Origin of the sequence: Psychrobacter faecalis (assembly GCF_016107575.1) — a bacterium.
Taxonomy (GTDB): Bacteria; Pseudomonadota; Gammaproteobacteria; order Pseudomonadales; family Moraxellaceae; genus Psychrobacter; species Psychrobacter faecalis.
Genome location: NZ_JABAST010000018.1, coordinates 1 through 24350, shown reverse-complemented (window position 1 = coordinate 24350; position 24350 = coordinate 1). Strand labels below are relative to the sequence as shown.

General features: G+C 43.3%; 19 protein-coding genes and 1 pseudogene. 5 read left to right on the top strand and 15 right to left on the bottom strand.

Features of this window, described 5'->3' with window-relative positions:
• The first annotated feature begins 77 nt into the window (after positions 1-77).
• From JFC07_RS07305 to JFC07_RS07295, 3 genes are all read left to right on the top strand, one after another.
• Positions 78-1259 (top strand): thiolase family protein, encoded by a 1182-nt coding sequence (locus JFC07_RS07305; RefSeq protein ID WP_198328753.1) that lies wholly within the window; start codon positions 78-80, stop codon positions 1257-1259.
• A 526-nt stretch (positions 1260-1785) separates the two neighbouring features.
• On the top strand, positions 1786-2634 hold the full coding sequence (locus JFC07_RS07300; RefSeq protein ID WP_198328752.1) for a DUF2382 domain-containing protein: 849 nt from the start codon (positions 1786-1788) through the stop codon (positions 2632-2634).
• Between the two features lie 212 nt (positions 2635-2846).
• Positions 2847-3584: a YsnF/AvaK domain-containing protein gene (locus JFC07_RS07295; protein WP_198328751.1), complete on the top strand. Its 738-nt coding sequence runs from the start codon at positions 2847-2849 to the stop codon at positions 3582-3584.
• A gap of 104 nt (positions 3585-3688) precedes the next feature.
• On the opposite strand, the gene JFC07_RS07290 is transcribed toward JFC07_RS07295, so the two are convergent.
• Positions 3689-4246, bottom strand: coding sequence for a hypothetical protein (locus JFC07_RS07290; protein WP_068406375.1), 558 nt, complete (start codon positions 4244-4246; stop codon positions 3689-3691).
• 296 nt (positions 4247-4542) lie between these two features.
• Positions 4543-7323, bottom strand: coding sequence for a preprotein translocase subunit SecA (gene secA / locus JFC07_RS07285; protein ID WP_198328750.1), 2781 nt, complete (start codon positions 7321-7323; stop codon positions 4543-4545).
• 455 nt (positions 7324-7778) lie between these two features.
• On the opposite strand from secA, the gene mutS reads away from it, so the two are divergent.
• Together mutS and fdxA are read left to right on the top strand one after the other, a co-directional pair.
• Positions 7779-10883, top strand: coding sequence for a DNA mismatch repair protein MutS (mutS, locus tag JFC07_RS07280; RefSeq protein WP_082894338.1), 3105 nt, complete (start codon positions 7779-7781; stop codon positions 10881-10883).
• Positions 10884-10983: 100 nt separating this feature from the next.
• Entirely contained in the window at positions 10984-11307 is a 324-nt protein-coding gene (gene fdxA, locus JFC07_RS07275; RefSeq protein WP_068406370.1) for a ferredoxin FdxA, read from the top strand.
• A gap of 99 nt (positions 11308-11406) precedes the next feature.
• Here fdxA and JFC07_RS13345 read toward each other — a convergent pair whose 3' ends face one another.
• From JFC07_RS13345 to JFC07_RS13180, 13 genes and pseudogenes are all read right to left on the bottom strand, one after another.
• Positions 11407-11724, bottom strand: a complete 318-nt coding sequence (locus JFC07_RS13345) for a hypothetical protein (RefSeq protein ID WP_068406368.1) — start codon at positions 11722-11724, stop codon at positions 11407-11409.
• Positions 11725-11729: 5 nt separating this feature from the next.
• Positions 11730-12071, bottom strand: coding sequence for a PilW family protein (locus JFC07_RS07265; RefSeq protein WP_068406366.1), 342 nt, complete (start codon positions 12069-12071; stop codon positions 11730-11732).
• A complete protein-coding gene (locus JFC07_RS07260) occupies positions 12071-12646 on the bottom strand; it encodes a type IV pilus modification PilV family protein (RefSeq protein ID WP_145989809.1) in 576 nt (191 codons plus the stop codon). Before JFC07_RS07260 ends, JFC07_RS07265 begins: the two co-directional genes overlap by 1 nt.
• Positions 12640-13089 (bottom strand): pilus assembly FimT family protein, encoded by a 450-nt coding sequence (locus JFC07_RS07255; RefSeq protein WP_068406364.1) that lies wholly within the window; start codon positions 13087-13089, stop codon positions 12640-12642. Before JFC07_RS07255 ends, JFC07_RS07260 begins: the two co-directional genes overlap by 7 nt.
• 401 nt (positions 13090-13490) lie before the next feature.
• Positions 13491-14294, bottom strand: a complete 804-nt coding sequence (locus JFC07_RS07250) for a ComF family protein (protein WP_198328749.1) — start codon at positions 14292-14294, stop codon at positions 13491-13493.
• Positions 14295-14321: 27 nt separating this feature from the next.
• Positions 14322-15761 (bottom strand): phospholipase A, encoded by a 1440-nt coding sequence (locus JFC07_RS07245; RefSeq protein WP_193030074.1) that lies wholly within the window; start codon positions 15759-15761, stop codon positions 14322-14324.
• A 394-nt stretch (positions 15762-16155) separates the two neighbouring features.
• On the bottom strand, positions 16156-18315 hold the full coding sequence (locus JFC07_RS07240) for a cytochrome c biogenesis protein CcdA (RefSeq protein WP_068406354.1): 2160 nt from the start codon (positions 18313-18315) through the stop codon (positions 16156-16158).
• A gap of 77 nt (positions 18316-18392) precedes the next feature.
• Positions 18393-18953, bottom strand: a complete 561-nt coding sequence (locus tag JFC07_RS07235; protein ID WP_198328748.1) for a protein-disulfide reductase DsbD domain-containing protein — start codon at positions 18951-18953, stop codon at positions 18393-18395.
• Between the two features lie 275 nt (positions 18954-19228).
• On the bottom strand, positions 19229-19690 hold the full coding sequence (gspG, locus tag JFC07_RS07230; protein ID WP_286796058.1) for a type II secretion system major pseudopilin GspG: 462 nt from the start codon (positions 19688-19690) through the stop codon (positions 19229-19231).
• 486 nt (positions 19691-20176) lie between these two features.
• Positions 20177-21379, bottom strand: coding sequence for a type II secretion system inner membrane protein GspF (gene gspF / locus JFC07_RS07225; protein ID WP_068406348.1), 1203 nt, complete (start codon positions 21377-21379; stop codon positions 20177-20179).
• A 79-nt stretch (positions 21380-21458) separates the two neighbouring features.
• A complete protein-coding gene (locus tag JFC07_RS07220; RefSeq protein WP_068406345.1) occupies positions 21459-22526 on the bottom strand; it encodes a hypothetical protein in 1068 nt (355 codons plus the stop codon).
• A gap of 355 nt (positions 22527-22881) precedes the next feature.
• Positions 22882-23817 carry an AraC family transcriptional regulator gene (locus JFC07_RS07215; RefSeq protein WP_068406344.1) on the bottom strand — a complete coding sequence of 312 codons (936 nt, stop codon included), beginning with the start codon at positions 23815-23817 and terminating at the stop codon, positions 22882-22884.
• A 343-nt stretch (positions 23818-24160) separates the two neighbouring features.
• A pseudogene (locus JFC07_RS13180) lies at positions 24161-24350 on the bottom strand (hypothetical protein); the annotation flags it as partial.

Genomic DNA, 24350 nt, shown 5'->3' with positions numbered 1-24350 from the left:
ACCTGTGACCTTAGCTAAAAACTTTTTTTAATGACTAAAAAACTTTCGTTTCAAATACCGAAAAAGGAAAAATAACGATGTCAAATGATGCAATTGTAATTTTAAATGGCGCCCGTACTCCGATGGGTGGTTTTCAAGGCGCTTTAAAGGACGTCAGCGCAACTGAACTTGGCGCAACCGCTATCAAAGCAGCCGTTGAGCGTTCAGGCGTGAGCGTTGATAATATTGATGAAGTCATCATGGGCTGTATCTTGACTGCTGGTCTTGGTCAAGGCCCTGCCCGTCAGGCGATGCGTAAAGCAGGTCTTAACGATGCTACTGGTGCCGTTACCATTAATAAACTTTGTGGTTCTGGTCTAAAAGCAGTTATGCAAGCGCACGATGGTATCAAAGCGGGCAGCTTTAACGTCGCAGTGGCTGGCGGTATGGAATCAATGACCAATGCGCCTTACATCATGCCAGGGTCACGCAGCGGCTACCGCATGGGACATAAAGAAGTCAAAGACCATATGTTCTTAGACGGTCTAGAAGATGCCGAAACCGGCAAATTAATGGGGCAGTTCGCGCAAGAAATGGCCGATGAAAAAGGCTATAGCCGTGAGCAAATGGACGAGTTTGCTATTGAATCGCTAAACCGTGCTTTGACAGCGATTAAAGACGACCATTTTAAAGATGAAATCGAGCCTGTCACTTTCAAATCGCGTAAAGGCGAGCAAACGGTTGATACCGACGAGCAGCCTGCCCTTGCCAATGCTGAGCGCATTCCTACCCTGCGCCCTGCTTTTGCAAAAGAAGGGACGATTACAGCGGCAAACGCCAGCTCAATCTCAGACGGCGCGGCGGCGGTTGTGATGATGAAAGAGTCGCAAGCAAAAGCCGAAGGTTTAGATTATCAAGCACGTATTGTTGCCACCGCCTCTAACTCGCGCCACCCAAGCGAGTTTACCATTGCTCCGATTGGCGCGATTGAAAAAGTTCTGGACAAGGCGGGTTGGTCAATTGCAGACGTCGATTTATGGGAAATCAACGAAGCTTTTGCGATGGTGACCATGGCAGCGATGGATAAGTTAAAAATCGACCACGCTAAAGTCAACGTCGAAGGCGGCGCTTGTGCACTTGGCCATCCAGTTGGCTGCTCTGGCGCGCGTATCTTAGTTACCCTTATCAACTCGCTTAAACGTACTGGTGGTAAAAAAGGCGTTGCAACCTTATGTATCGGTGGCGGTGAAGCTGTTGCCGTTGCCATTGAACTGGCTTAATTTTAAGCCAATTCAACGTTTGAGCTTTTAAATTCGAAGTTCTGATTTAAAATATCGACTGATTTTCTTAAAATTTTAAGACCGCATAGCTACTAGCTGTGCGGTTTTTTTATACCTAAAAATGACAAATACCGCAAAGCGGTAAACACGCTGTAAGAAAGCCTTAACTTAATTTTATATAGTAACGGCGTCATTTACAGCCTATTACACGCAATTACCTCAAGCGCACACTTTGCTACCTTGCTCATATATCGTATCGAAAAACCTGCTGCTACGATAATAACAAGTTGATGGAGAGGCTGCTTATTAACGATAGCTAGTCCTTAATGATAGCGAGATTCTATTAATAACCACGGTAATATCTTCTTCATCTAATCTTGTTGATTTATAAAATCTAAGTTTAAACAAGTTCAAAAGAAATAGCCGACATTTTTTTAGCAACGCAAATTTTTACTGTATTGCTATTTTATAAAAAATAATTATTAATCCAAACAAATAAATTTACTCATAAAAAAGGAAGACAATAATGAGCCAACTAATTCGTTTAAGAGATATCCAAGCAACTCACCGTGACCTAATTGGTGATGACTATTATGACCCAACAGGTAAAACTGCTTATGGCGTCAATGAAGAAAAAATCGGTAAAATCGAAGGTGCGCTAGTAGAAGATACTACTGGTCGTATTCGTTATTTAATCGTTGATGCAGGCGGTTGGTTCAGCTCAAAAGAAGTTCTAGTGCCAGCAGGTCTCGCTCGTATCGTCGGTGATGACGTTTTCTTTGATAGTTTAACGCAAGCACAAGTAGAAGCGATGGAAGTATACGATCACGATTATCAGTACAGCTATAAAGAGCAGTACGAAAAAGATCGTCAATCATTCGCTGCTGATACTGTACCAGAAGCAGAGCGTATGGAGATTGCCGACCATGCGTATAATGCGCCAAACACGCTAGAGCTACTAGAAGAGCGTTTGACAGTCAATAAAGACCGCATCGTTGCAGGCTTAGTAAAAGTTGGTAAGCATGTCGTTACTGAAGAGCGCAACATAGATGTTGACCTTGAAGAAGAGCATGCCAATATCCAACGTACCAATGTAGATCGTCCAACAGACCGCCGCATTGGTGATGTAGATGGCAATCAAACGGTCGAAGTTGAACTAGAAGCAGAACGTGCACGTGTGAATAAAGAAACCTATGTCGCTGAAGAAGTAAACGTTGGTAAAACTACCGAACGTCATACTGAAACTATTGCTGAAACCATTCAACGTGAAGAATTAGATATCGATGGTGATGGTAATGTGGTTGACCGCGAAGGTAACCTTTTTGACCGCGATGATATCACTGCCGAAGATGTCCGCCGCGCTCGTGGTATGTAATACGCAATACTTGCGCACCTTGCATAATTCTTAAGGAAGATTTCTTAGCAATTGATAATAAGAAATAATCATTAGAAAAATAATCGTTAAATGTGCATCGCGCGATAGTAATGAGCAGCTGAGTTTCAAGCTCAGTGACTAAGACCAGAGCTTGCCTCTGGTCTTTTTTTATACCTCTTTTTAAGCTACCTCACCATTTAAGGAACACTACCATGATTAACGACGACAAAAAAATTGACCCACAACAAACGCATCCACGCTCATCTTTGGCAAATGCCCCTAATCCTACTTCGCATTTAGAGCAAATTGCCAATCATAGCGGTGAGAACAAATTGCCTGCGCCAGATTTGTCCGCTACGGATTTATCCAATACTAATCAGCAGCAAACTGTGTCAAGCAGTACACAACAAGGCTTAGCAAATAATTTATCTACTAATTTAGCAAACCATCAAACCGATACAGGCAATGGTGGCTATTTAGAATTATTAGAAGAGCGTCCTGTCATTAACAAAGAACGCTTGGATGTTGGCAAGGTCACAGTAACCAAGCACAGACGCACCAAAACCATTGAGGTGCCTATTGAGCTGGTAGAAGAATATATTACCGTGCGTACCGACTATCAAGACGTACAGAGTCAGGATTTACTATCAGGTGATTATGATGATAAGGACATATTGCGTCATGTTGAGCCGTCGCTAGATAGTAAAGCAGTCGTGACCATCAATGGCAAGCAGGTTGAGATTGGTGACGCGCCGATTGAGATTATCTTATCGCGTCAGGTAGCGACGATTACCAAAGACACTCATGTGATCCAAGAAATAGAGATTAATAAAACCACGCATACCCATACCGATAGCATTCAAGTAGCGCTCCAACACGAGGAGCTAGACGTTAAAGAAGAAGGTTATCTAGCCCATGAGCAACAAAGCAATGCCGCTGATAAAAAATAGCGTTTATAAAAAATAGGCTGATAAAGCATTTTTGTAAGCAGTCGTAAGACCAAACCAAAAAAAAGCAACGTTAACGTTGCTTTTTTTATGCGAGGTATTTGTTGTTAGGCGGCTGTTTCTGCCGTTTTAGTTTCAGACGCTGGTGATGTTTTACATTCATAGGTACTGACGTTTTCTGAATCGGCACCAGCAGTACGCATCACACCAGTTTCACGATCTTCGTGCGCCACGCGCCACTGGATAAAGCCTTCACCACCGTCAAACGCTGTATCTAGATTGAAAACTTCAGGGTTGGTCGCATCATTGGTTTTGGTCAGAGTTACTGTACCTTGAGCAGTCTCAAGAATCACTTGTTTGTCAGCGTCTTTGTAAGTGGCTTCGACGGCTAGTGCCGGTGAACATGAGTAGCTCATTTGCTTGACGCCAGAATTAACAGACGCTACGGTATCCTCTTCCACATCGCTGACTGGCGCATCTACCACCACATCACTTGGCTCGGCAGGCTCAGCGGACATAGGCACCGATTGCTCTTCACTGATGCTGTCTTCTAGACTTGGTTCTGGCTCTTGCTGTTGTTGACAAGCACTAATTGTCATCGCGCCAGCGAGCAGACCGGTAACAACGACAGAGGTACGAAATTGTTTTAATAATTCTATATTCATGACACTCTCCAAAAAAATATGTTAAACACTATAGCGTGTATGTAAATTCACGCCTATGTTGAATTTGTAATTAATCACTACAAAAGCGCTGTTACTTTTATATTCTTAATAGTTAGACTATTTATTAATAGAGTTACAGTCACTTAAAAGTGCTAAAAAGAAAGGTAGAAGATATCGCCCGATAATTTTTCCTATCGAAATTCTTATGGCTATAAATCTTATCGCTATAAAAAAGTCCCTATCTAAATAAGACAGGGACTTTTTATCATAGCTTAACAATTTTTGATTATCAATATTTAGATTTTACCGTGACATTGTTTATACTTTAGGCCTGAACCACAAGGACATGGCGCGTTACGGCTGATATTCATCCCAGCGTATGGGTCAGGCTCACTGGCATTGTTGCTACCACTGCTCGCGATAGACCCTGCTGTTACGCCAGCAGCAACGCTACGGTTTTGCGCCGCTGGTCGCTCTACGCCGCCATCCATATTGTCGATATCACTGTGTTCAAACTGCATTTGCATATGCGCGGCGTTTTCACGCTGCTGAGCTTCTAACGCTTCTAACTCTTCTTTGGTTGGGATATGGACGCGTGATAAATCTTGTACGGTTTCAGATTTAATCGCACCAAGCATCATTTGGAACAGCTCAAACGATTCACGCTTATATTCTTGCTCAGGATTTTTTTGCGCATAACCGCGCAAATGGATACCTTTACGTAGCTGATCCATTTGGGTTAAATGCTCTTTCCAGTGCTTATCCAAACTTTGTAGCATAAAATGACGCTCGAGCTGGGCGGCATCTTTTTCGCCCATTTGCTCACGGCGAGCATGATAGCGATCCAGCGCAGTTTGGATAATTTTGGCACGTAAACCTTCTTCATCTAGGCGGCGGTCTTCATCCAGCCAATCGTTAATCGGCATGGAAATTTTAAACTCATCTTCAAGCTCGTCTTCTAAGCCGTCGATATTCCACTGATCATCAATAGAGCCTGGCGGGATAAACTGATCAATCATGGCATTGTAGACTTCATGATGCATGACTTCGATGGCCTCCAATAAATCCATCTCTGCCAGCAAGTCATCGCGCTGACCATAGATAACTTTACGCTGCTCATTGGCGACGTCATCGTATTTCAATAGGTTTTTACGGGCATCAAAGTCACGACTTTCGACTTTACCTTGGGCATTTTCAATCGATTTTGAAACCATTTTATGCTCGATGGCTTCATCTTCTTTTAGACCCATCGCCCGCATCATATTAACAACGCGGTCACCGGCGAAGATACGCATCAAGTCATCTTCAAGCGATAAGAAAAAGCGCGACATCCCAGGGTCACCTTGACGACCGGCACGACCACGCAACTGGTTATCGATACGGCGTGATTCATGACGCTCAGAACCAATGATATGTAGGCCGCCAGCCGCAACGACTTGGTCATGCTTGACCTGCCATTCTGCTTTTAGGCGCGCCATCTCTTCCGGACTGACCGCATCAATGTCTTCGATAAACGACTGCCAGTTACCGCCCAAGATAATATCGGTACCACGACCTGCCATATTGGTGGCGATGGTCACCGCTTTTGGACTACCTGCCTGCGCGATAATTTCTGCCTCACGTTCGTGCTGCTTGGCGTTTAGGACATTATGCTTGATGCCTTCTTGATCGAGCAGATAAGACAACTCTTCACTGGCTTCAATCGTCGCCGTACCAACTAAGACCGGCGCACCTTTGGCTTGGATCTCTTTAATCTCGCGAATGATACCTTTGTACTTTCCTAACTTGGTTAAGAAAATCTGGTCATCCATATCGATACGAGCAATCGGCTCGTGCGTTGGAATCACGATGACGTCTAAATCATACGTTGATTTAAACTCTGCTGCTTCGGTATCGGCGGTACCGGTCATACCGGATAGTTTGTCATAGAGACGGAAATAGTTCTGGAAAGTCGTCGTCGCAAGGGTTTGGTTCTCTGCTTGAATCTCGACGTTTTCTTTGGCCTCTACCGCTTGGTGCAAGCCTTCTGACCAGCGGCGACCGGGCATGGTACGACCGGTGTTTTCATCGACGATAATCACTTCGCCGTCGTCAACGATATAATGGACGTTTTTGACAAATACATGATGGGCGCGGATTGCCGCTTGTACGTGAGCGAGTAGCGGCAAACGACTCGGGCTATATAAACTTTCGTTTTCACCAAGCTCGCCCACTTCGATTAAGAAGCGCTCAATTTTCTCATAGCCTTTTTCGCTGATTTCGATTTGACGATTTTTTTCATCAATCCAAAAATCTTCGTCTTCATTATTTTTATTGGCTTCTTCATCTTTTGAGCGTTTAAGCCATGGAATAATGGTATTAATCAGCGCATACATACGTGATGAATCTTCTGCTTGACCCGAAATAATCAGCGGCGTACGCGCCTCATCGATTAAGATAGAGTCAATTTCATCAATAATGCAATAATTTAGCGGACGCTGTTTTTTCTCAGCCAGGCTAAAGACCATGTTATCGCGCAGATAATCAAAGCCATATTCGTTATTGGTACCGTACGTGATATCCGCTTGATAAGCGTCGATTTTTTCTTGTGGTGGCTGCTGCGAATAAATAACGCCGACCGTCATACCCAAAAAGCCAAATAATGGGCGGTTTAACTCGGCATCACGCGCCGCCAAATAATCGTTGACCGTGACCAAATGCACGCCTTTGCCACTAATAGCGTTTAGATACATCGCCAAGGTACCCATTAAGGTTTTACCCTCACCGGTTTTCATCTCAGCGATTTTGCCTTCGTGCAAGGTGATACCGCCGATGAGCTGCACGTCGTAGTGACGCATACCATTGACGCGTAAGGAAGCCTCGCGGCAGACGGCAAACGCTTCTGGTAATAAGGCGTCTAAGCTTTCACCGTTTTGGTGTCTTTCTTTAAATTCTGCGGTTTTTTGTTGTAATTGCTCATCAGACAGGGCTTGAATGTCAGCCTCATATGCGTTGATTTTGCTGACCACTCTACGCATGCGCTTGAGTTCGCGGTCATTTTTGGTGCCAACGACACTGCCTATAATCTTTGATAACATAATTTTTTGACCTATGGAAATATTCGATAATTAGTGCGCATTCGCCAAGGGTTTATATACTGCCGCTTGGTCATTTCAATGCTGACAATCATCACTGACTAAATACCTTTTAATAACTTACTGATTAATAACGCCCTGATTGTCAAAATGCGGATTAACAAAGCACGCAATAATAAGGTACTGCCTAATGATGAGTCGCTTAATGAAGTATCGCCCAATTAAGTGTGCCGTCATTATATATGGTTATGACGCCGATGGATACAAGGGCAGCGAGTAGATATTTGCCGACGTAAAAAGGTCGCTGAACGTGTTAAAATAGTGCCTATATCCTTCATTTAGCAGCTGTTTCGCGATATCAATAAACGCAAATAACTGCCAACCTGCATCCCTGATTTATTCTAAAAAACAGCCATTGTTTCTAAGCAAACCCAATTAAGCAACATAAGAGATTCTGCATGACCGTAAAACCATCCGCGAAAAACCCTAACGCTTTAATATTTGATACATCTAAAACCTTAAAAGCTAAGCACGTAAAAACTGAGCATTTAAATAACGATCAGTTGCTAATCGGCGATGCTATTTATCATTTAGCCGACCATACGCCGATGATGGTGCAATATCTAACCATGAAAGCCAACTATCCACAAGCGCTACTGCTGTACCGGATGGGTGATTTTTATGAGTTATTTTTTGATGATGCTAAGCGCGCGGCGCAGATACTCGATATCACGCTCACTCGCCGTGGTACGGATAAAGCCGGCAATACCATTGCGATGGCAGGTGTACCGTTTCATGCGGCTGATAGCTATATGGCGCGGCTCATTGCAGCTGGGCAGACAGTGGTCGTTTGTGAGCAAATTGACGAGTCAGTTACTAGCAGCCCGTCCAATACACCGACAATGGGCGATAAGCAAAAGAAAGATAAAAGTAAATCTGCAACCGGCACTATCATGCGCCGTGAAGTAGTTAAAACCCTGACTGCCGGTACGATTACTGATGACGCCTTAATTGCACCCAACCACACCCCGACTGTCGTTGCCATTGATATCGAAACTCCTAAATCGAACAGCAAACAACCTATGCAAGCTGCTATTAGTCAAATGGATTTAGCCGCTGGAACCCTAACCACACAAACACTCAGCGCGCCTCATGGTGATATTGAAGGTTTGCAAACTCAAATACTGACGGTGCTGGCACGTTTTGCGCCGAGTGAATGTATTATTAGCGAGGTGCATGGAAACAGTTTTGACAGTAGTGGTAGTAATGGCGAAGATTGGCTGCTGTGGCTACGGCAAAATCTCGACTGTCCTATTATCGAAGTTGCGGCTAATGACTTTCATCGTGAGCATGCCAGCGAGACGCTTTGCCAGCAGTTTGACGTCCAACGCCTCGATGGACTTGGTATTAATGACTCGCCACTTGCCCAATCTAGCTGCGCCGCCCTTATTCATTATGCACGGCAAACCCAGCAACGCCACGTGCCACAAGTGAATCAGCTTATCGTTGAATATAATGATGATTATTTAATCATTGATGCCAATAGCCAGCAAAATCTTGAGCTGTTTACCCCCGTTAGTAGCAATGGTACATCATTAATATCAGTGCTCAATCATTGTCAAACGCCGATGGGACGTCGTTTACTCATGCAGCAAATGAAGCGCCCACTGCGTCAGCATTCACGTATTAATCTGCGCTTAGATGCAATCACTAGCCTTTTGCAGTCAGACAATAATTTTGGCGAAAATAAGCAGGTTAATGAAAATTTAGAAAAACATTCATTGGTCAGCAGTTTACGTGAAACCTTAAATGCTATCGGTGATATCGAACGTATCAGTAGCCGTATCGGTCTAATGAGCGCCAAACCGCGTGACTTGCGTAAATTGGCTGATGGTATTGCTAGTAGCAAGCTGCTTAATACCCTACTGAGCAATGCAGGTATCAGTCATAAGCGAGCAGGATTATTGCCCATGCTGATGCAGCAATTGCCAGACCAGCTACCGGCGGTGCAATCTGTCGCCGAGCTGATTGAGCGTGCCATTATCGCAGAACCGCCGGCGCATATCCGTGATGGTGGTATGCTAGCAGTTGGTTTTGATGCTGAGTTTGACCGCCTCACCCACTTACATGACAATATCCAAGTAACGTTAGATGAGATGCTTGAACGCGCGCGTCAAGACTACCAATTACCTAGCTTAAAAGTAGGCTTTAATAAAGTCAGCGGTTTTTATTTTGAACTGCCCAAAATGCAGGCAAAAAATGCCCCTGCGCATTTTATCCGTCGGCAAACGCTCAAAAGCAGCGAGCGCTTTATTACCGATGAGTTAAAAGCAGTCGAAACCGAATATCTAAGCGCACAAACATTAGCATTGACTCGTGAAAAACAGCTGTATAATGAACTATTGACCATATTAGGCGGTCATTTAGCGGAACTACAACAGCTGAGCGCGGCTATCGCGCAGATAGATGTGCTTAGCAATTGGGCACAGCTTGCGACCCTTTATAATTGGCAACGTCCAGTCATGAGTAATGATTCACAAGATGGCAATTATTCGAAAAATGGTAGCCAAACCAGTATTGATATTAAACAAGGTCGTCATGTCGTTGTCGAAGCGGCGCTCAACCCCGCCAACATTAACAATACTACTCAACAGAGCAGTACGAAACCTAGCAGCCATTTTGTCGCCAATGACTGTGCGCTCGGCAGCGATGCAGACCCTGAAAGACTTCTGATGATTACTGGCCCTAATATGGGTGGTAAATCCACCTATATGCGCCAAACTGCACTCATTGTTCTACTTGCGCATTGCGGTAGTTTTGTCCCAGCATCAAGCGCTCATATTGGTGATATCGACCGTATCTTTACTCGTATTGGCTCAGCGGATGACTTAGCAGGTGGCAAATCGACCTTTATGGTTGAGATGATTGAAACCGCGAATATCCTTAATCAGGCGACCAATAAATCGCTGGTACTAATGGATGAAGTCGGACGCGGCACCGCAACTACGGACGGTCTAGCAATCGCTCATGCTTGTGTCAATCGATTGGTCGAGATTGGTTGCCTGACATTATTTGCCACCCATTATTTTGAATTGACGCAATTGGTCAACCCTGCTGAGAGCCAACACGCCAGCATTCGTAATGTGCATGTCGCCGCCAGTGAAATCGATGGTCAACTACTACTACTCCATCAAATCCGCGAGGGCGCAGCAAGCTCTAGCTTTGGTTTACATGTGGCAAAAATGGCAGGGATTCCTACGCAGGTATTAAATGATGCCAAGCGCTATTTAGTAGATAACTTAGAAACTGAGAGTACCAAGACCATTGATGATAAAAATGAATTAGCTAAGTCGTTAAACGATAAACAGCAGCAAAATCATTACAATGAAGTAGAAAAACCAAGCTTACGCGACAATGTTCAACCTCAATCGATAAGTAATATTCCACAACAAAATCAATTGTTTAGCTTGCAAGATGAACTGACAGCAATTAATCCTGATAACCTGACGCCAAAGCAGGCGCACGATTTACTGTATCATTTAAAGGAAATCATTAGTCATTAAAGGGATTTGTCAAATAGTGGCAAAAGCGCTAAAATATGTCTTATTTTCAGCTATAGTACTTACAATTGTACTTTGCCAAACCAATAACAGGTAGACCACTATGACCTTTGTCGTTACAGATAACTGCATTCTTTGCAAATACACCGACTGTGTGGAAGTCTGCCCTGTGGACTGCTTTTATGAAGGCCCGAACTTCCTTGCTATCGACCCTGATGAGTGCATCGACTGCGCGCTATGCGAGCCTGAATGCCCTGCCAATGCGATATTCTCAGAAGATGAAGTACCAAAAGGCCAAGAAGTGTTTATTCAATTGAACGAGGAGCTGGCGCAAAAATGGCCAAACATCACTGAGATGAAAGGTCAGCTGCCAGAAGCGGCGAAGTGGGACGGCGTCGAAGGTAAGATTCAGTATTTAGAGAAGTAGCTAGTGTTTTAAAGCCGAACAACGTTGAGACAATAAAAAACCACCTATCTATTATTTAGATAGGTGGTTTTTTATGGCAAACGAATCTTTATAAGGACTTTAAGGTAATACCACACATGGCGTACCTTTAGGAATATTACATTCGATACGCGCGTTAGAAGGCGCTTTTGTAATTGCTTCAATCTTTTGCCAAGTGTTTAATGTCCAACCTGTAGCATCCGTAATAGATTGACAGGAATTCAAGATTAGTGATCTTGGAGTTGAAGCAGAGTCTTCATCGTTTAATACAATGAAAACTTCGTTACCATAGCTTTTTACTTCTGATAGACAAGCATTAACTTTTGCTTTATTTGAGTAAACCTGATACGCAGGTGTAGCAATGGCTGCTAATATGCCAATGATAGCAATCACTATCATCAACTCTATGTTCCACCCATTTTAATGCCATTCATATTGTTTTTAGATTTATCTGTTTGCGAGGCACTAACTAGACTAGTATCACTGGTCATAATCACACCAGCTAAAGGAGTGAAAGGGTTATTGGAGTCCGCCATACCTAAATTACTAAGCCTGATACTTTTCTCAATATTTTGAATACCAAAAATACTCGCTTCTAATATATCTGTACCACCGGACTGCACGCTACTGGTTTTTATACTTGTGAGATAAACCTGCATAACTGCTGCTGATATGAGAAGCCCTAGTGTGAGGGAAATCATGAGTTCGATTAATGAAAAGCCATCTTGAGTATGTTTAGCTTGCATTAGTATGACTCCATAATCAAACAGTCAGAACCTGCATAATAGACGCCAGATGTATCAGCACAAGCTTTATTACTGTCTGTATTAGCACCAAAGACTGGTTTAGTACCACTCCAGGAAGTAATAATACAGTGGCGTAATTGTTTGTTTGCTGTACCAGGACAAGTAACCATATTTAATAAAACACCATTATCACAGGCTTTTTGCATGGCATTCGAGCTATTATATTTTCCTAGTTCCTCTGCAGTGCATAAATCATTATCACAATTTTTTGTGACACTCGCAGCTTTATATGCTGCAACAGCAGTACAATAATCTTTTGTATCAGATACACTGCCTAAAACACTTTGAATATCCTGTTGATAAATTAATATATTGTCAGGATTCAATCGTAAGTCTTCAGATAAACCACGCATTACTGTATTGGCATTGGCAATTAATACACTATCATCTGTGGCTTTCACTGAAACCATATTTAATGCGCTGAATCCTAAAACCGCAACCGCTAATAATAATAGAGCTACCATAACTTCTATTAATCCTACACCACTTTGAGAGTTTGAATTCTTCATTAACATGTTCCTCCCAATTTAGTAGTGATATTAGCGATTTTATTAACCTCAATCTGGCGCGGCGTCGCATTATTACTGCTATCACAGATTGTGTAAGTACGTGCCGTGTTAACCCGTTTACTTGGCTCAAAGACAATAGTTACGGGTGTGTCTGGCTTGATAGTACTTTTAACGTTATAACTATAATTTGCGATAGTGTTTGAATCAGGGGCAGTAATCGTAATCACTTTAGGTGTGCTAGTATTGTTATAGCTCAAAGTAAGGTTCTGCCGACGAATAATGCTTTCAGCTTTCGCTTCTTTTAACGCATTAGCCAGTGTAGCCGTCGTCGACTTTACGCGCTGATTGGCAAGCTGAGTACTGATACTAGGTGCAGCAATACTGACAATAATAGCAAGCACGGCAATCGTTACCATCAGCTCAATCAGGGTAAATCCTGAGCTGGTCATTTGTAACTTTTGTGCTACCTTATTCGTAGATGCGTTCACATCAAATCCCTATCTATAGCTGTCATTGTCTTTGATAAATGCTAGGTCTGTCATAGTAATAATTACCGTACCTAGCCCTTCTAAAATCTATTCTCAGCTTATTATTTTTTAACTATATCCATTAAGATACATGCAATTTTTGTTCCAATAGAAACAATCGTCATACAGTAACGATACTTTTGTCCAATGTATTTTTTGATTTAAGCGTTTAGAACACGAATCGGAGTTATGGGATTTTATTTAAACGATAAAAATCGAAATATGTAGGTAAAATGTGTCAATAATATAACGTTAAGGCAACATATTAGCAACATAATAGTTATTTTAAATGAATAGAAGCAATTTTTTGATAGGAACAGATTTTACAATTGACTGCCGTGTGCTAACGCATAGGCTGATAGATGATATTGATGAGAGTTCTTAGAATTAATGACTGACAAGCCTGTAGATTGACTGCTTAAAGCATGACCTAATGCTTGTAGGCTAGCACCTGTAGTCGCGACATCGTCAAATAATAATAAGCGTTTAACCGGAGGGTTTTCGCTTAAAGCAAAGGCGTTTTCTAAGTTGGTTAAGCGTTCGGCACGTGTCAGCCCTTGTTGACTGATAGCATCATCGATACGTTCTACGCCTTGCCAAAGTGGAATGTGCCAATGCTTAGACAATTGCGCGACTAAAATACTGACCGGGTCAAAACCTCGTTTAATAAGGCGTTGCTCCGTCGTCGGCATCGCAACAATGACACTATTATCCTGATGACAGCCGTGCGGCCTAGGCAATTGACGTAATACATGTAGCAATAACGGCAACTTGGTCATATCTTCATGATGCTTAAAAGCACGAATAGCTTGACGTATCGGATAATCGTAATAGGTCGCTGCTTGAATAGAGAGAACAGTACCCGAAGCGATATCAACCTCAAAGGGTTTGGGTCGCCATGCGATACTGTTATGACAATCGGAGCAAAGCAAGCCGCTGTTAAAACGGTTATTAACTTGCTGGCGCAGTTTGGCAAAAAATGAATGCTTATTTGGCGGACTTGGTGAGGAATGAGTTGATAGGTGTTGTGATTGCGACGCACTGCGATAAAGACGGCACAACTGACAGCGTATGTCCCCATACTCTGCCAGCCATAATCCAGTTTGATAAGGCGCTAAGTGTCGCATCACTCGATGCCCATCGCTGCGTTTATTCTAAAAACCTTTCCAGTCATTTAGCACGATACCAAAACCAATCGAAGTATTTTCATGGTTATAATCAATAATAGATTCGCCATAACCTTGGAATAATTGAATATAGCCGTTGACGTTTTTGGATAATGGATAGACATAGTCGATTTGGGCAGCACCCTTGTTGGTACTCGGATTATAACGCAAAGTACCGCTTAGGCTTTGCTGATCAGGCAAATCATATAAAAATTTGATATCGCCATAGCCCATGTAATCTTCGATATCTGGATTGTCCTCACTGCTAGAGCTCTCGTTATTGACGCGCGCCCATAGACGCGGTATGACCGACAATTTGCCCCACTCTGCCCCTGCCATCAGATAAGCACGGTTCCACGAGCGCGATAAGGGATCATCTTGCCCATTAGAGTGGTGAATCGCACCCGCTCCTAACATGCGCAGACGGCCACCAAAAGGCAGATCAGCTGTGACAGGCTGGGTCAAAAATATCTCTGGCTGATAATCAGTGGCGCGAAATGGTCGTGAGTTGTCTTCGTTATAAACCTGCCAGTGCGACTCTTGGGTATAACCAAACCATAAATCGGCACTGGTATCAAACAAATCCTCCATCACTTTGGTCTTTAGTGACAGCTGGAACTTTAGCTCTGTATTACGGGTGTCGTTAGAGGTAAACTCTTCTTTATCTTGCGACGGCGTGCTTGGTCCTAAATTGGGATCAAAAGTATAAAATAGCGGTAGCAAATAAGTTGGTCGGTGTGGTCTGACTGTCCAGGTACCTCGCTCGCTGTTTTTATCCAAATCATAAGCCAAACTTAACGGCGTGTATTTCTCGATATCAGCTTGGGTGACGCCGACGTTTTCTAATACTTCCGCCTCCCTTTGCGTCAATCCAACCGTATCCAAACTCTCGCCATTACCAGCTTCGTTATTTGCTGTATTATTACTGTTTGCAGAAATGGTGGTATTTTCTTCTACTAGGACAACTTGCGGATTACCAGCAAGGGTACTTTGTAGGGTTTTTGCCAAATCAACTGGTTGTTTAGTCGTGGTGTAACTCGGCGTTTTGCCTTGCTCGGCAACTTTATCAAAACAAGCCAAACGCGCACCACTGGTTTGTACTTGTGTACATTCATAAAACAGTCTTGCTTGTTCGGCGACAAACTCCTTACTAATCACCTTGTCGCTTTGAGCCGCCGCATTTGGATTGACCACGCGCTTATTGACAACTTTTGCCGCCTCATCAGTATCATACTCAAATGCGATACTCTCTACCGGTAGCTCTTCATAGCTTGGAGTGCCATTAGCGGCGTTGGCTTGTAAGGTAAAACAAGCAAGCGCTGTCCCAACCGCCATGGTTAAATAGCATTTGGACCGCTGACTGTTATTATTTTTGCCTGCTTTGTTAAGCGCTAAAGAGGGACGCTGCGGCGTAATAGGAGAAAACATAAGTGTCCTTTATCTAACTGGCATGAGCGCCAGCAGAGTCTATGAGATAATTGATATAACCATTAGCATGATTGCTAAAATAGAGTAAAAACCAAAGAAAACCAATAAATATGGACGTGTCAGGTAGCCATTACTCGTGGTAATGCGCCTTTCGCAATGTTGCTTTATTGTAATGAAAATAAGGGCACTATACTAGCGTTATTGCGAGCAAATTCTGATGTAAATAATAAGGTAAGTAGTTAAATGAATAGTAATAAATAACGTTAAACCAAGGATTTAGCGTCTATATTAAAAAAGCTATTTAGTAAGATTGAAAAAGCCAACGTCCTATTATCAAAGGACGTTGGCTTTTTAATGGGTAGAAATGATGTGGAATTTATCTACATTTAAACGATTAATTTAGCGCGGTTAAGGTTTGCTCAAACGCTGCGTGCCCGATTTCACCCACTTGCTGATTGACCAATTGCCCGTCTTGATAATACAGCAATGCTGGCGGACCAAATAGTTTATAACGCGCTAAGATTGCTTTTGAATCAGCCGTAGTCTCCGTGATATCAAGTCTGACCAATTGCCAATCTTGCATTTGCGCAGGGCGATTATGAAATAAGTTTTTATCCATAATCCGGCACTCAATACACCATTCGGCGGTGACATCGACCAGCACTTTAGGGTTGGCGGCGACAATAGCATCTAATTCAGCGAGCGTCGTGACCGTCTTATCGGTTGCATTACTGCTGGCTGGTTGACCAGCAGTCGTCTGCATCACTGGCGCGGCGCTTAATGACGCGAGCGGATGTAAGCTGTCGTCATTACCCAATGCGGCGCCGACGATTAAACACGTCGCCCAAATACCAGCGATTAAGCTTAATGCTTGGGTCAACATTCGACCTTTGCCTAGCCAGCTCCATGCCCACATCGCCACGACCATAAACCACAGGGCCCACACTATCAGCATTACAGGCGAGATAAAGACGCGCTCAATTAATAACAACGCCACGGCAAACAGCAGCAAAGCAAAGCCTTGCTTGACCCAGTTCATCCACTCGCCAGCTTTAGGCATGATTTTACCTTGGGTCGCGCCGATTAAGATAAGCGGCGCTGATAAACCAAAACCGAGCATAAATAAAGCGGCAAAGCCAAGGAGCGGACTGCCAATCGTCGATACGGCAAGCAGCGCCCCAAATAAGGGTGCCGAAACGCATGGCGATACCACGAGCGCCGATAAGAATCCCGCAATTAAACTGCCACCCGTACTACCAAGTTTGCTATCCCCCGCTTGGCTTAGACCCTGCATTTTACTACTGATGAATCTTGGCAGACGAATGCTAAATACGCCCAACATATAAAGGGCTAATAAGACAAAAACGATGGCAAACCCAATTAAAATAATCGGATTTTGTAGCCAACCGATAATGCCTAACGATTCGCCAAATACCGCAATGACCGCGCCTAAAATACCATAAGCGATGGCAACACCAATAGCGTAGCTGGTCGTTAAAATAACACCGCGTTTTACCGTTGGATTGTCTTCACGCGCGACGATATTGGCAACAATCGGTAGCATCGGTAACACGCATGGCGTCAATGCCAAGCCCAACCCTGCCAAGAACAATAACACCAATGCCAACCACGGATGCGAAGCTAAGCCAAAAGGGTCACTATTAATGGCGTTATCAACGACAACGGTATTGTTTGTTGCAGTTGTAGCGCTATCGTTTGCTGGCATATTACTTGTGACATTGTCGCCTACAACTTCTTCATCGGCACCAGAGATGGTATTGCTAGTACCAAGCTCTGCATCTAATGCTTCATCATCTAACAAAGCGTAATCAATCACCTCGTCATCTGGCGTAGTTTGCTCTGTAGCAAGACGATCAGTATCAGTCGCCTCTGTAGATGCTTGCGCAGTTTCTGCATTGCTGTTATTGCTCGCAGAAACTGTAGCAGTGCTACTTGAACTATTGGCTGCCGATTGTGACGCAGCAGCAATTTTGACCGTGGTTTTTATTTTCTCCGGTGGATAACAAAGTCCTGCTTTGGCACAGCCTTGCCAACCTATCGTCACGGCGGCATTATTTATCGCCTTGCCATTACTACTCAATATAGTGCTAGCAACCATATTGGCTTGGTCAAATACCAGTACTTTTCCAAAGGTCGGATCATCAATGGAGACAGGCTTTTGGCTAAAGGTAAAAGGCGCGGCGGTCACGCCAGCAGGCAGCGTTAGCTTAATTTGGTCTTTATAAACATAGTGCTCAGGCGTAATGTCAAAGTTAATCGCTAAGCGCGTGCCATTATTGGTCGGTTTGCTGCTACTGCTAACTTGAAACGCTTCGTTAACGGGTAAAAATTTCGGTTGGGTCGCGCTTTTATCACTGCTAAATAAATCGCCCAACCCTGCCGCTTGCGATGCCACTGGCACGGCCATCAGCCCAGTCGCTGCTAGCCCTGCCAATAATGAACCAGCGCTTAAAGCGAACGCCAACAGATAAGATTTTTTTGACGGTTTATTTTGCGTTAATGACAGAGACTTTTCTGCGCTCTTAAGGGACATGAAGGGCTACCTATTATTACCAAAATTCGAATTGACCAATTCACTGTCTGTATGGACTTTTCTATTTACATCATTATTTATTTACGAGCTGTGCCAATATTGACCGTGGTTTTAATTTTCTCGGGCGGATAGCATAAACCCGCTTTAGCACAGCCCTGCCAGCCGATGACAACGAGTACATTTTTGGCGCCTTTACCATTATTGGTACTCAGGGTGGTGGTAGCGATGATATTTTTTTGCGTAAAAACAGGCACTTTCCCAAAGGTAGGATCATTAATAGAAATTGGCGACTGGCTAAAGCGAAATGGCGTCGCACTGATGCCCTTTGGAAAGCTTAGCATCAGCTTGTCTTTATAAACGTAATGGCCGGGCGTGATATCAAAGGTAATCGATAACTGCGTGCCTTTAGACGTCGCCTTGGTAATACTATCTACTTTAAAAGCTTTATCGACTGGCAAAAACTTCGATTGTGCTGCATTATTATTGCCAAACAATTCACCAAGCCCTGCTGCCTGCGCGCTCATTGAAATTGTTGATAAACCTGTCATCAACGAAGTGCTTATAAGCGCCATTGCCAATAGATGAGGTTTTTTAGCAAGGCGTTTATTGATAACTGGGGTGGCTGTTTTGATAAACATAAATAACTACCTTTGATAGCGGGTTTTAAAGGTTACTTTTAACAACTGTTTGTAATGACTTTTAATTAAAAAGGCTAAACGTATATGGTGGCCGTCTGTTTAGCATGGTACTTACTAACATAGTACTTATTTTATGCTTTCATAAAAAATATCAACCAATAAAGCCTTATTGGTTGATATATAGAAATTTTAACGCCGCTTTAATCAGTAAAGTGTTAGAAAATGCTATGTTGCTCAGCGCTAATCACTTTAATCTAATCACTTTAAATCGCAGCTTACAACTGAGCATAAATATCAGCATCTTGCCCTTCGCCGCCTTGCTGCCCATCAGCGCCTAATGAAAATAAATCATAAGGACGACCTTCGCTACCTGGCGCAACATATTGCAACTCGTTTTCCCAACCATCGGTCGGATAGCCACCTTTGATATAACCGCCATCGGGATAGTTTTTGGCGTCAGCAGGCGGTGTGGTTAGGGCTTCTAAACCTTGCGCCGTCGTCGGATAACGTGAATTATCAACTTTGTACATATCAAGCGCATTGGATACCGTTGCCAGCGCCGTTTCTGTGGTTTTGACGCGCGCTTTATCACTTTGTCCGACCACTTTTGGTACGACTAGACCTGCGAGAATGGCCAAAATCACAATCACTACCATAATCTCAATAAGGGTAAATCCAGACTGGCTATGAGACATTGACGGACGACCTTTCAGAGCAGCGGGCATATTTTCATTCATGTTTTCTGCCTGCAACTTATCGTCATTCCTAGCGTTTTTTGGCATGGTATCTACTTGCATCGTGTCAATTATAGTCATCGCTTTGGTCATCGCTTTTGGTATCAGGTGATATAAATAATGAATGTACTGTTCAGAGCGTTTTAGTGGGTTGGCTTTAGATTAATGAACCCTCAACCGTTTATCACTATAAACCATGCTTTTATTTTTATCCAGCGCTGCAATGGATTGTTATGAATATCTACTTTTATGGATACATGCCGTGAAATGTTGGATAACCGCTATCCTTTATACTAAGCAGTTTATAAGCAAAGCTTTTGACTGGCGCTTACTATAGCCTGATGACTGGCTGCGCTCTAGTAAAAACATACCGTTGTCAACAATCTACAACACTAAGCAAGGCTTAAGAAATTTAGCGGAAGCTTTAGCAAGATAAAGGTAATGGATTTTGAGCCAGCTACAGAGAAATTAACAAAGCTTAAGCGTTTACTAACCTGCCAAATCATTCATATTCACTATCGGTAGCATCACTGCCATGACAATAATCATGACCACCACGCCCATCAATACCAACATGAGCGGCTCAAGTAACGACAGCAAGGTGCTGATAAAGTTGGTCGCTTCGGCTTCTTGCATATTGGCGGCGCGGCTGAGCATATTTTCAAGCTCGCCTGAGTTTTCCCCACTTTTAATCATTTGCACCATCATTGGCGGAAAGTAGGTAGATTTTCCTAACTGACTCGATAAGCTTGAGCCTTCGGTGACTCTATCGGCTGCGGTGATAATGGTTTTTTGAATGTGTAAATTGGTCGTCACCGCCGCCCCTATATGCAGCGCTTCAATCAACGGTACCCCTGAGCGCACCAATATCGCAAGCGTACTGGCAAAACGGGCCGCATTAAGCCCTTTTGATAAGCGCGCCAATATCGGTAGTCTCAGTACCATACTGTCTATGGCTAATTTGCCTGCTTGGGTTTGCGCAAAGCGATAAAACAAAAACGCCGCCCCTGCCAATACCAGAAGCATCAACCACCACCACTGGGTAATGATATTTGATAAGTTCAGGACGATTTGGGTAATCAGCGGCAGCGCTTGCTCAGATTGCTCAAAAACTTTGACAATCTTGGGAACCACAAAGCTCATTAGCCCCATAATGACCCCGACTGCCATTACCATTAATACAATTGGATAGACCATCGCCCCTTGGATTTTCTTTTGTAGGGCAAAACGGTTTTCGGTGTAATCTGCCAACTGATTAAGGATTAAATCTAAATGACCGGACTTTTCCCCTGCCGCAATGGTGGCGATATAAAGCGGCGGAAAACTAGCGGCTTGTTGCAGGGCGCGTGCGAGGCTTAAACCTTCTAGCACATGCGAGCGCACGGCAAGCATTAATGATTTAATATGGGTTTTTGGTGATTGTTTGGCGACGGCAGCCAGCGTTTCCTCTAAAGGAATACCGGCGGCAAGTAATACCGATAATTGACGAGTCAGCAGTGCTAATTCATAAGCCGATGGTTTTTTATAGCGGTTTTTACTTTGGCTTTGTCGGTCATTGACGGCGGTGACTTCGACGGGCGTCCACTGTTTATCACGCAGCTGCTGGCGCACTTGCCGCGCAGAATCGCCTTCAAGTAAGCCTTTTTGGACACTGCCATGGTCATCTAACGCTTTATAATGATAAGCGGGCATAGCAGCAAATATCCTAAGGTGAGCAATTTAACATGCTGATAAACAGAAGTTTTACAATAGATTTTAAAGAGTAAAAGTCTTAAAAAAGCGGCGTAGAATCACTGCTATCTGGCATTAAACCTTGTAACAGTAAAACATCTAGATGCTGTTGTTGCAATTTTTTATCAAAATCATTGACTTCAGCAATCAGCATGCGCTCGATACGCTTGTCACTGGCGAAGACGCTAAGGCGCGCGCAAATAACGGCCAATTGATAAATACGTTTTTTGCAATAACCATCCAAGCCTTGTAGCAGTCTTACCATATGTGGCGTCTCTAAACTAGCGTATTCATAGTCGCTCACGACCTGCGGACCAAGTGCGGTAACCCCATAGCTGATAGACAGATGAGCACAAAAATAGCAGCTAAATAAGTAACCAACTACATGACCAATATAATAAGCGCGGTCATAGGTAAAACTACTGACGCCAAAATGACCAAGCACATAACTGTTTAAGCTGCCTTGATCTACAATAGGCTTGTCATGTTTGAGCTTACCAACGGTAGGGAAACGCAGTGGATTATGACCATCTTGTGTCGTCAGCTGCCAACCGGCGGGCTGCTGTGCGGGCATATGACGCACGATATCTTCGATAATATCATCGACCACGTGCAACTGTTGCCATAAACGCTCTAGCCCATCGGTATCCATCAGACCACGTTTATCAAGCTGCTGCGCCAGTAAATATTGCTGATATTCTGCAAACTGCGTTTTTAGCGTTTGCACCAGATACGTAGGACGAGTAGCGGCGGAGGCCATATATAGCTGGCGTGTGCGCTCATGCTGACGACGATAAAGCGCTAACCGCTGCGTGGCGACATTGGTTTCGCTGCTGTTCGACTCACTGCTGCTAAGAGTATTTAGACTTGCTTGCTCAACGCCTAATTCAACATTTGACTCAGTATTTGATAACGTAAATAACGCGAGCAGCGCCGCTTTATCAAGCGCAGGCGTAATATTGGTTTTTTGCTTGTTTTTTGCCGTACGCGGTTTATTTTTCGCCTTACTTTTTACGTCTTTTTTATCAGCGTTGCCCGTCGGCGTAGCGGACGCAGTAGTACGCTGGCTATTTGAAGTCACGGTTGGCTTAGCGGTTGGTTCAGTCATAAAATACCATTAGCTGCAAAAATAAACTTTGCCCAAGTTATCCTAAATGAATAGTCTATCAGCGTTTAAAACCAACTACTTATCGATAGCGGCCAGCAGACAGTGCCATAAAATGCGCTAAAATCTCACTACTACGCTTGGGCAAAACATGACTCTATAGTACCTTAACCTAAGTGCATTGTCAGCTAGCCATCGCCGAAATACTCAGTATCGAAATCAGTGATAAAGGTGATGGTAAGTAATAGTTATGGTAAAAGGCGGGAGTTTTAATTAATAATGAGCATCGAGCAAAAAAGCGCTAAGGCCGATAAATAGCCTGAGCGCTTTTTAAAAAGGTATAGCAGTTAACAGCTAATTAAGAGAGCGTTTGTTGTTGATACTGCTGCCGATAAGCTTTAGGTGAGATGCCGTAAACACGCTTAAACGCTTGGCTAAAGGTTGAATCCGAGGCATAACCGACCAAACCGCTAATACGGCTGATACTGTTTTGCTGCAAACGCAAATAACGCGCGGCCAAGCGCAAGCGATAATCCATCAAATAGGTCAACGGCGGTATACCAACGACCTCTTTAAAGCGCTGAGCAAAGCTTGAGCGTGACATGCCTGCTACCTCAGCAAGCTTATTAATGGTCCAATTTTCGCTTGGCATCTCATGCATCGCAACCAGCGCTTTGGTCAAAAACGGATCCTTCATCGCTTTTAGCCAATTCTCAGTGGCTTCAGGCAGACTTTCAATATATACCCGCAAACATTCAATCATCATAATACTTGCCCAATGATTGATCACCGCGGTTTTACCCATGCGCTCGTGCTCAGCCTCTAGCGTCAGTAGCCTAATCTCAACATCAATCACCTCAAACCGGCCATCATCTTCATCATTGACTTCCGGCAGAATCGATGGCAGTACGGACAATAAAGGCCGAATCATCGCCTTATCATACTTACACTCGATTAATATCAATGACGCTTCAAAATCACCGTCACCCTTTAAATCCAGCGTATGATCTTTACAGCTCGTCAATAACTCATCTAACGGCTGCGCCTCATCACTATAATAATTTAGCGCATAACTCACGTGCTGATGCGCGCTTGGAATCATAATCATGTCACCGGCGCGCGTTTCTCGTGGGCCATTGCCGACGTCGATACAAAAACCACCCGACATCACCAAATAAAATAAAATCGTATCTTGCCTAGTGAGTGAATAAGACCAATTGCCCGTCACATTTAATCGATAATACTTCGTTTCGAATAAATGTACATTTTGTAGCAACACGCTTAGTGCGTCCATCCATCACTTCCTCAATCATGGGTAATTAATATAGAAAAATTTAAAAATAGAAACAAAGCACTGATGACTGCAAAATCTTTTAAAATAATGGGGCAAAAAATTTTATTTTTATTTGATAGGCATTTTATTTTGGATAAAATCAAAGCAAAAATTTGAATAAGAATATCGAGTAAATAATTTAATGTGATAGCTTAATTGAACAAGGCTTAACAAATGATAGAACAATCGCGAGCCTATCTATCATAAGAAAAATAGCGAAAAAAGGCTAGCAGATGTTTAAACATTAAATGCCTAGGAAGTTTATAACTTATTAGAATCTTAGATTAACACACCAAGTGCAACACTAATTAATATTATAGAACGCCTGCATAGGCGTTTTAAACCCTAATCGTTTTCTTGGTCTGTTGTTTAGTTTGTTCTCAATGTCCTGTATTTCATTATCAGAGACTTGTCTAAAGTCACAACCCTTAGGCAAGTAGGGAGTTTCCCAAACTCTGTGTAACTGCTTATAATCCACTAACAGGAGAATAAGC

Excerpts from the sequence above, each read along its gene's own strand:
- JFC07_RS07305 (WP_198328753.1), top strand. The coding sequence starts at position 78 with ATGTCAAATGATGCAATTGTAATTTTAAATGGCGCCCGTACTCCGATG.
- JFC07_RS07300 (WP_198328752.1), top strand. The coding sequence starts at position 1,786 with ATGAGCCAACTAATTCGTTTAAGAGATATCCAAGCAACTCACCGTGAC.
- JFC07_RS07295 (WP_198328751.1), top strand. The coding sequence starts at position 2,847 with ATGATTAACGACGACAAAAAAATTGACCCACAACAAACGCATCCACGC.
- JFC07_RS07290 (WP_068406375.1), bottom strand. The coding sequence starts at position 4,246 with ATGAATATAGAATTATTAAAACAATTTCGTACCTCTGTCGTTGTTACC.
- secA (WP_198328750.1), bottom strand. The coding sequence starts at position 7,323 with ATGTTATCAAAGATTATAGGCAGTGTCGTTGGCACCAAAAATGACCGC.
- mutS (WP_082894338.1), top strand. The coding sequence starts at position 7,779 with ATGACCGTAAAACCATCCGCGAAAAACCCTAACGCTTTAATATTTGAT.
- fdxA (WP_068406370.1), top strand. The coding sequence starts at position 10,984 with ATGACCTTTGTCGTTACAGATAACTGCATTCTTTGCAAATACACCGAC.
- JFC07_RS13345 (WP_068406368.1), bottom strand. The coding sequence starts at position 11,724 with ATGATAGTGATTGCTATCATTGGCATATTAGCAGCCATTGCTACACCT.
- JFC07_RS07265 (WP_068406366.1), bottom strand. The coding sequence starts at position 12,071 with ATGCAAGCTAAACATACTCAAGATGGCTTTTCATTAATCGAACTCATG.
- JFC07_RS07260 (WP_145989809.1), bottom strand. The coding sequence starts at position 12,646 with ATGTTAATGAAGAATTCAAACTCTCAAAGTGGTGTAGGATTAATAGAA.
- JFC07_RS07255 (WP_068406364.1), bottom strand. The coding sequence starts at position 13,089 with ATGACCAGCTCAGGATTTACCCTGATTGAGCTGATGGTAACGATTGCC.
- JFC07_RS07250 (WP_198328749.1), bottom strand. The coding sequence starts at position 14,294 with ATGCGACACTTAGCGCCTTATCAAACTGGATTATGGCTGGCAGAGTAT.
- JFC07_RS07245 (WP_193030074.1), bottom strand. The coding sequence starts at position 15,761 with ATGTTTTCTCCTATTACGCCGCAGCGTCCCTCTTTAGCGCTTAACAAA.
- JFC07_RS07240 (WP_068406354.1), bottom strand. The coding sequence starts at position 18,315 with ATGTCCCTTAAGAGCGCAGAAAAGTCTCTGTCATTAACGCAAAATAAA.
- JFC07_RS07235 (WP_198328748.1), bottom strand. The coding sequence starts at position 18,953 with ATGTTTATCAAAACAGCCACCCCAGTTATCAATAAACGCCTTGCTAAA.
- gspG (WP_286796058.1), bottom strand. The coding sequence starts at position 19,690 with ATGAATGAAAATATGCCCGCTGCTCTGAAAGGTCGTCCGTCAATGTCT.
- gspF (WP_068406348.1), bottom strand. The coding sequence starts at position 21,379 with ATGCCCGCTTATCATTATAAAGCGTTAGATGACCATGGCAGTGTCCAA.
- JFC07_RS07220 (WP_068406345.1), bottom strand. The coding sequence starts at position 22,526 with ATGACTGAACCAACCGCTAAGCCAACCGTGACTTCAAATAGCCAGCGT.
- JFC07_RS07215 (WP_068406344.1), bottom strand. The coding sequence starts at position 23,817 with ATGGACGCACTAAGCGTGTTGCTACAAAATGTACATTTATTCGAAACG.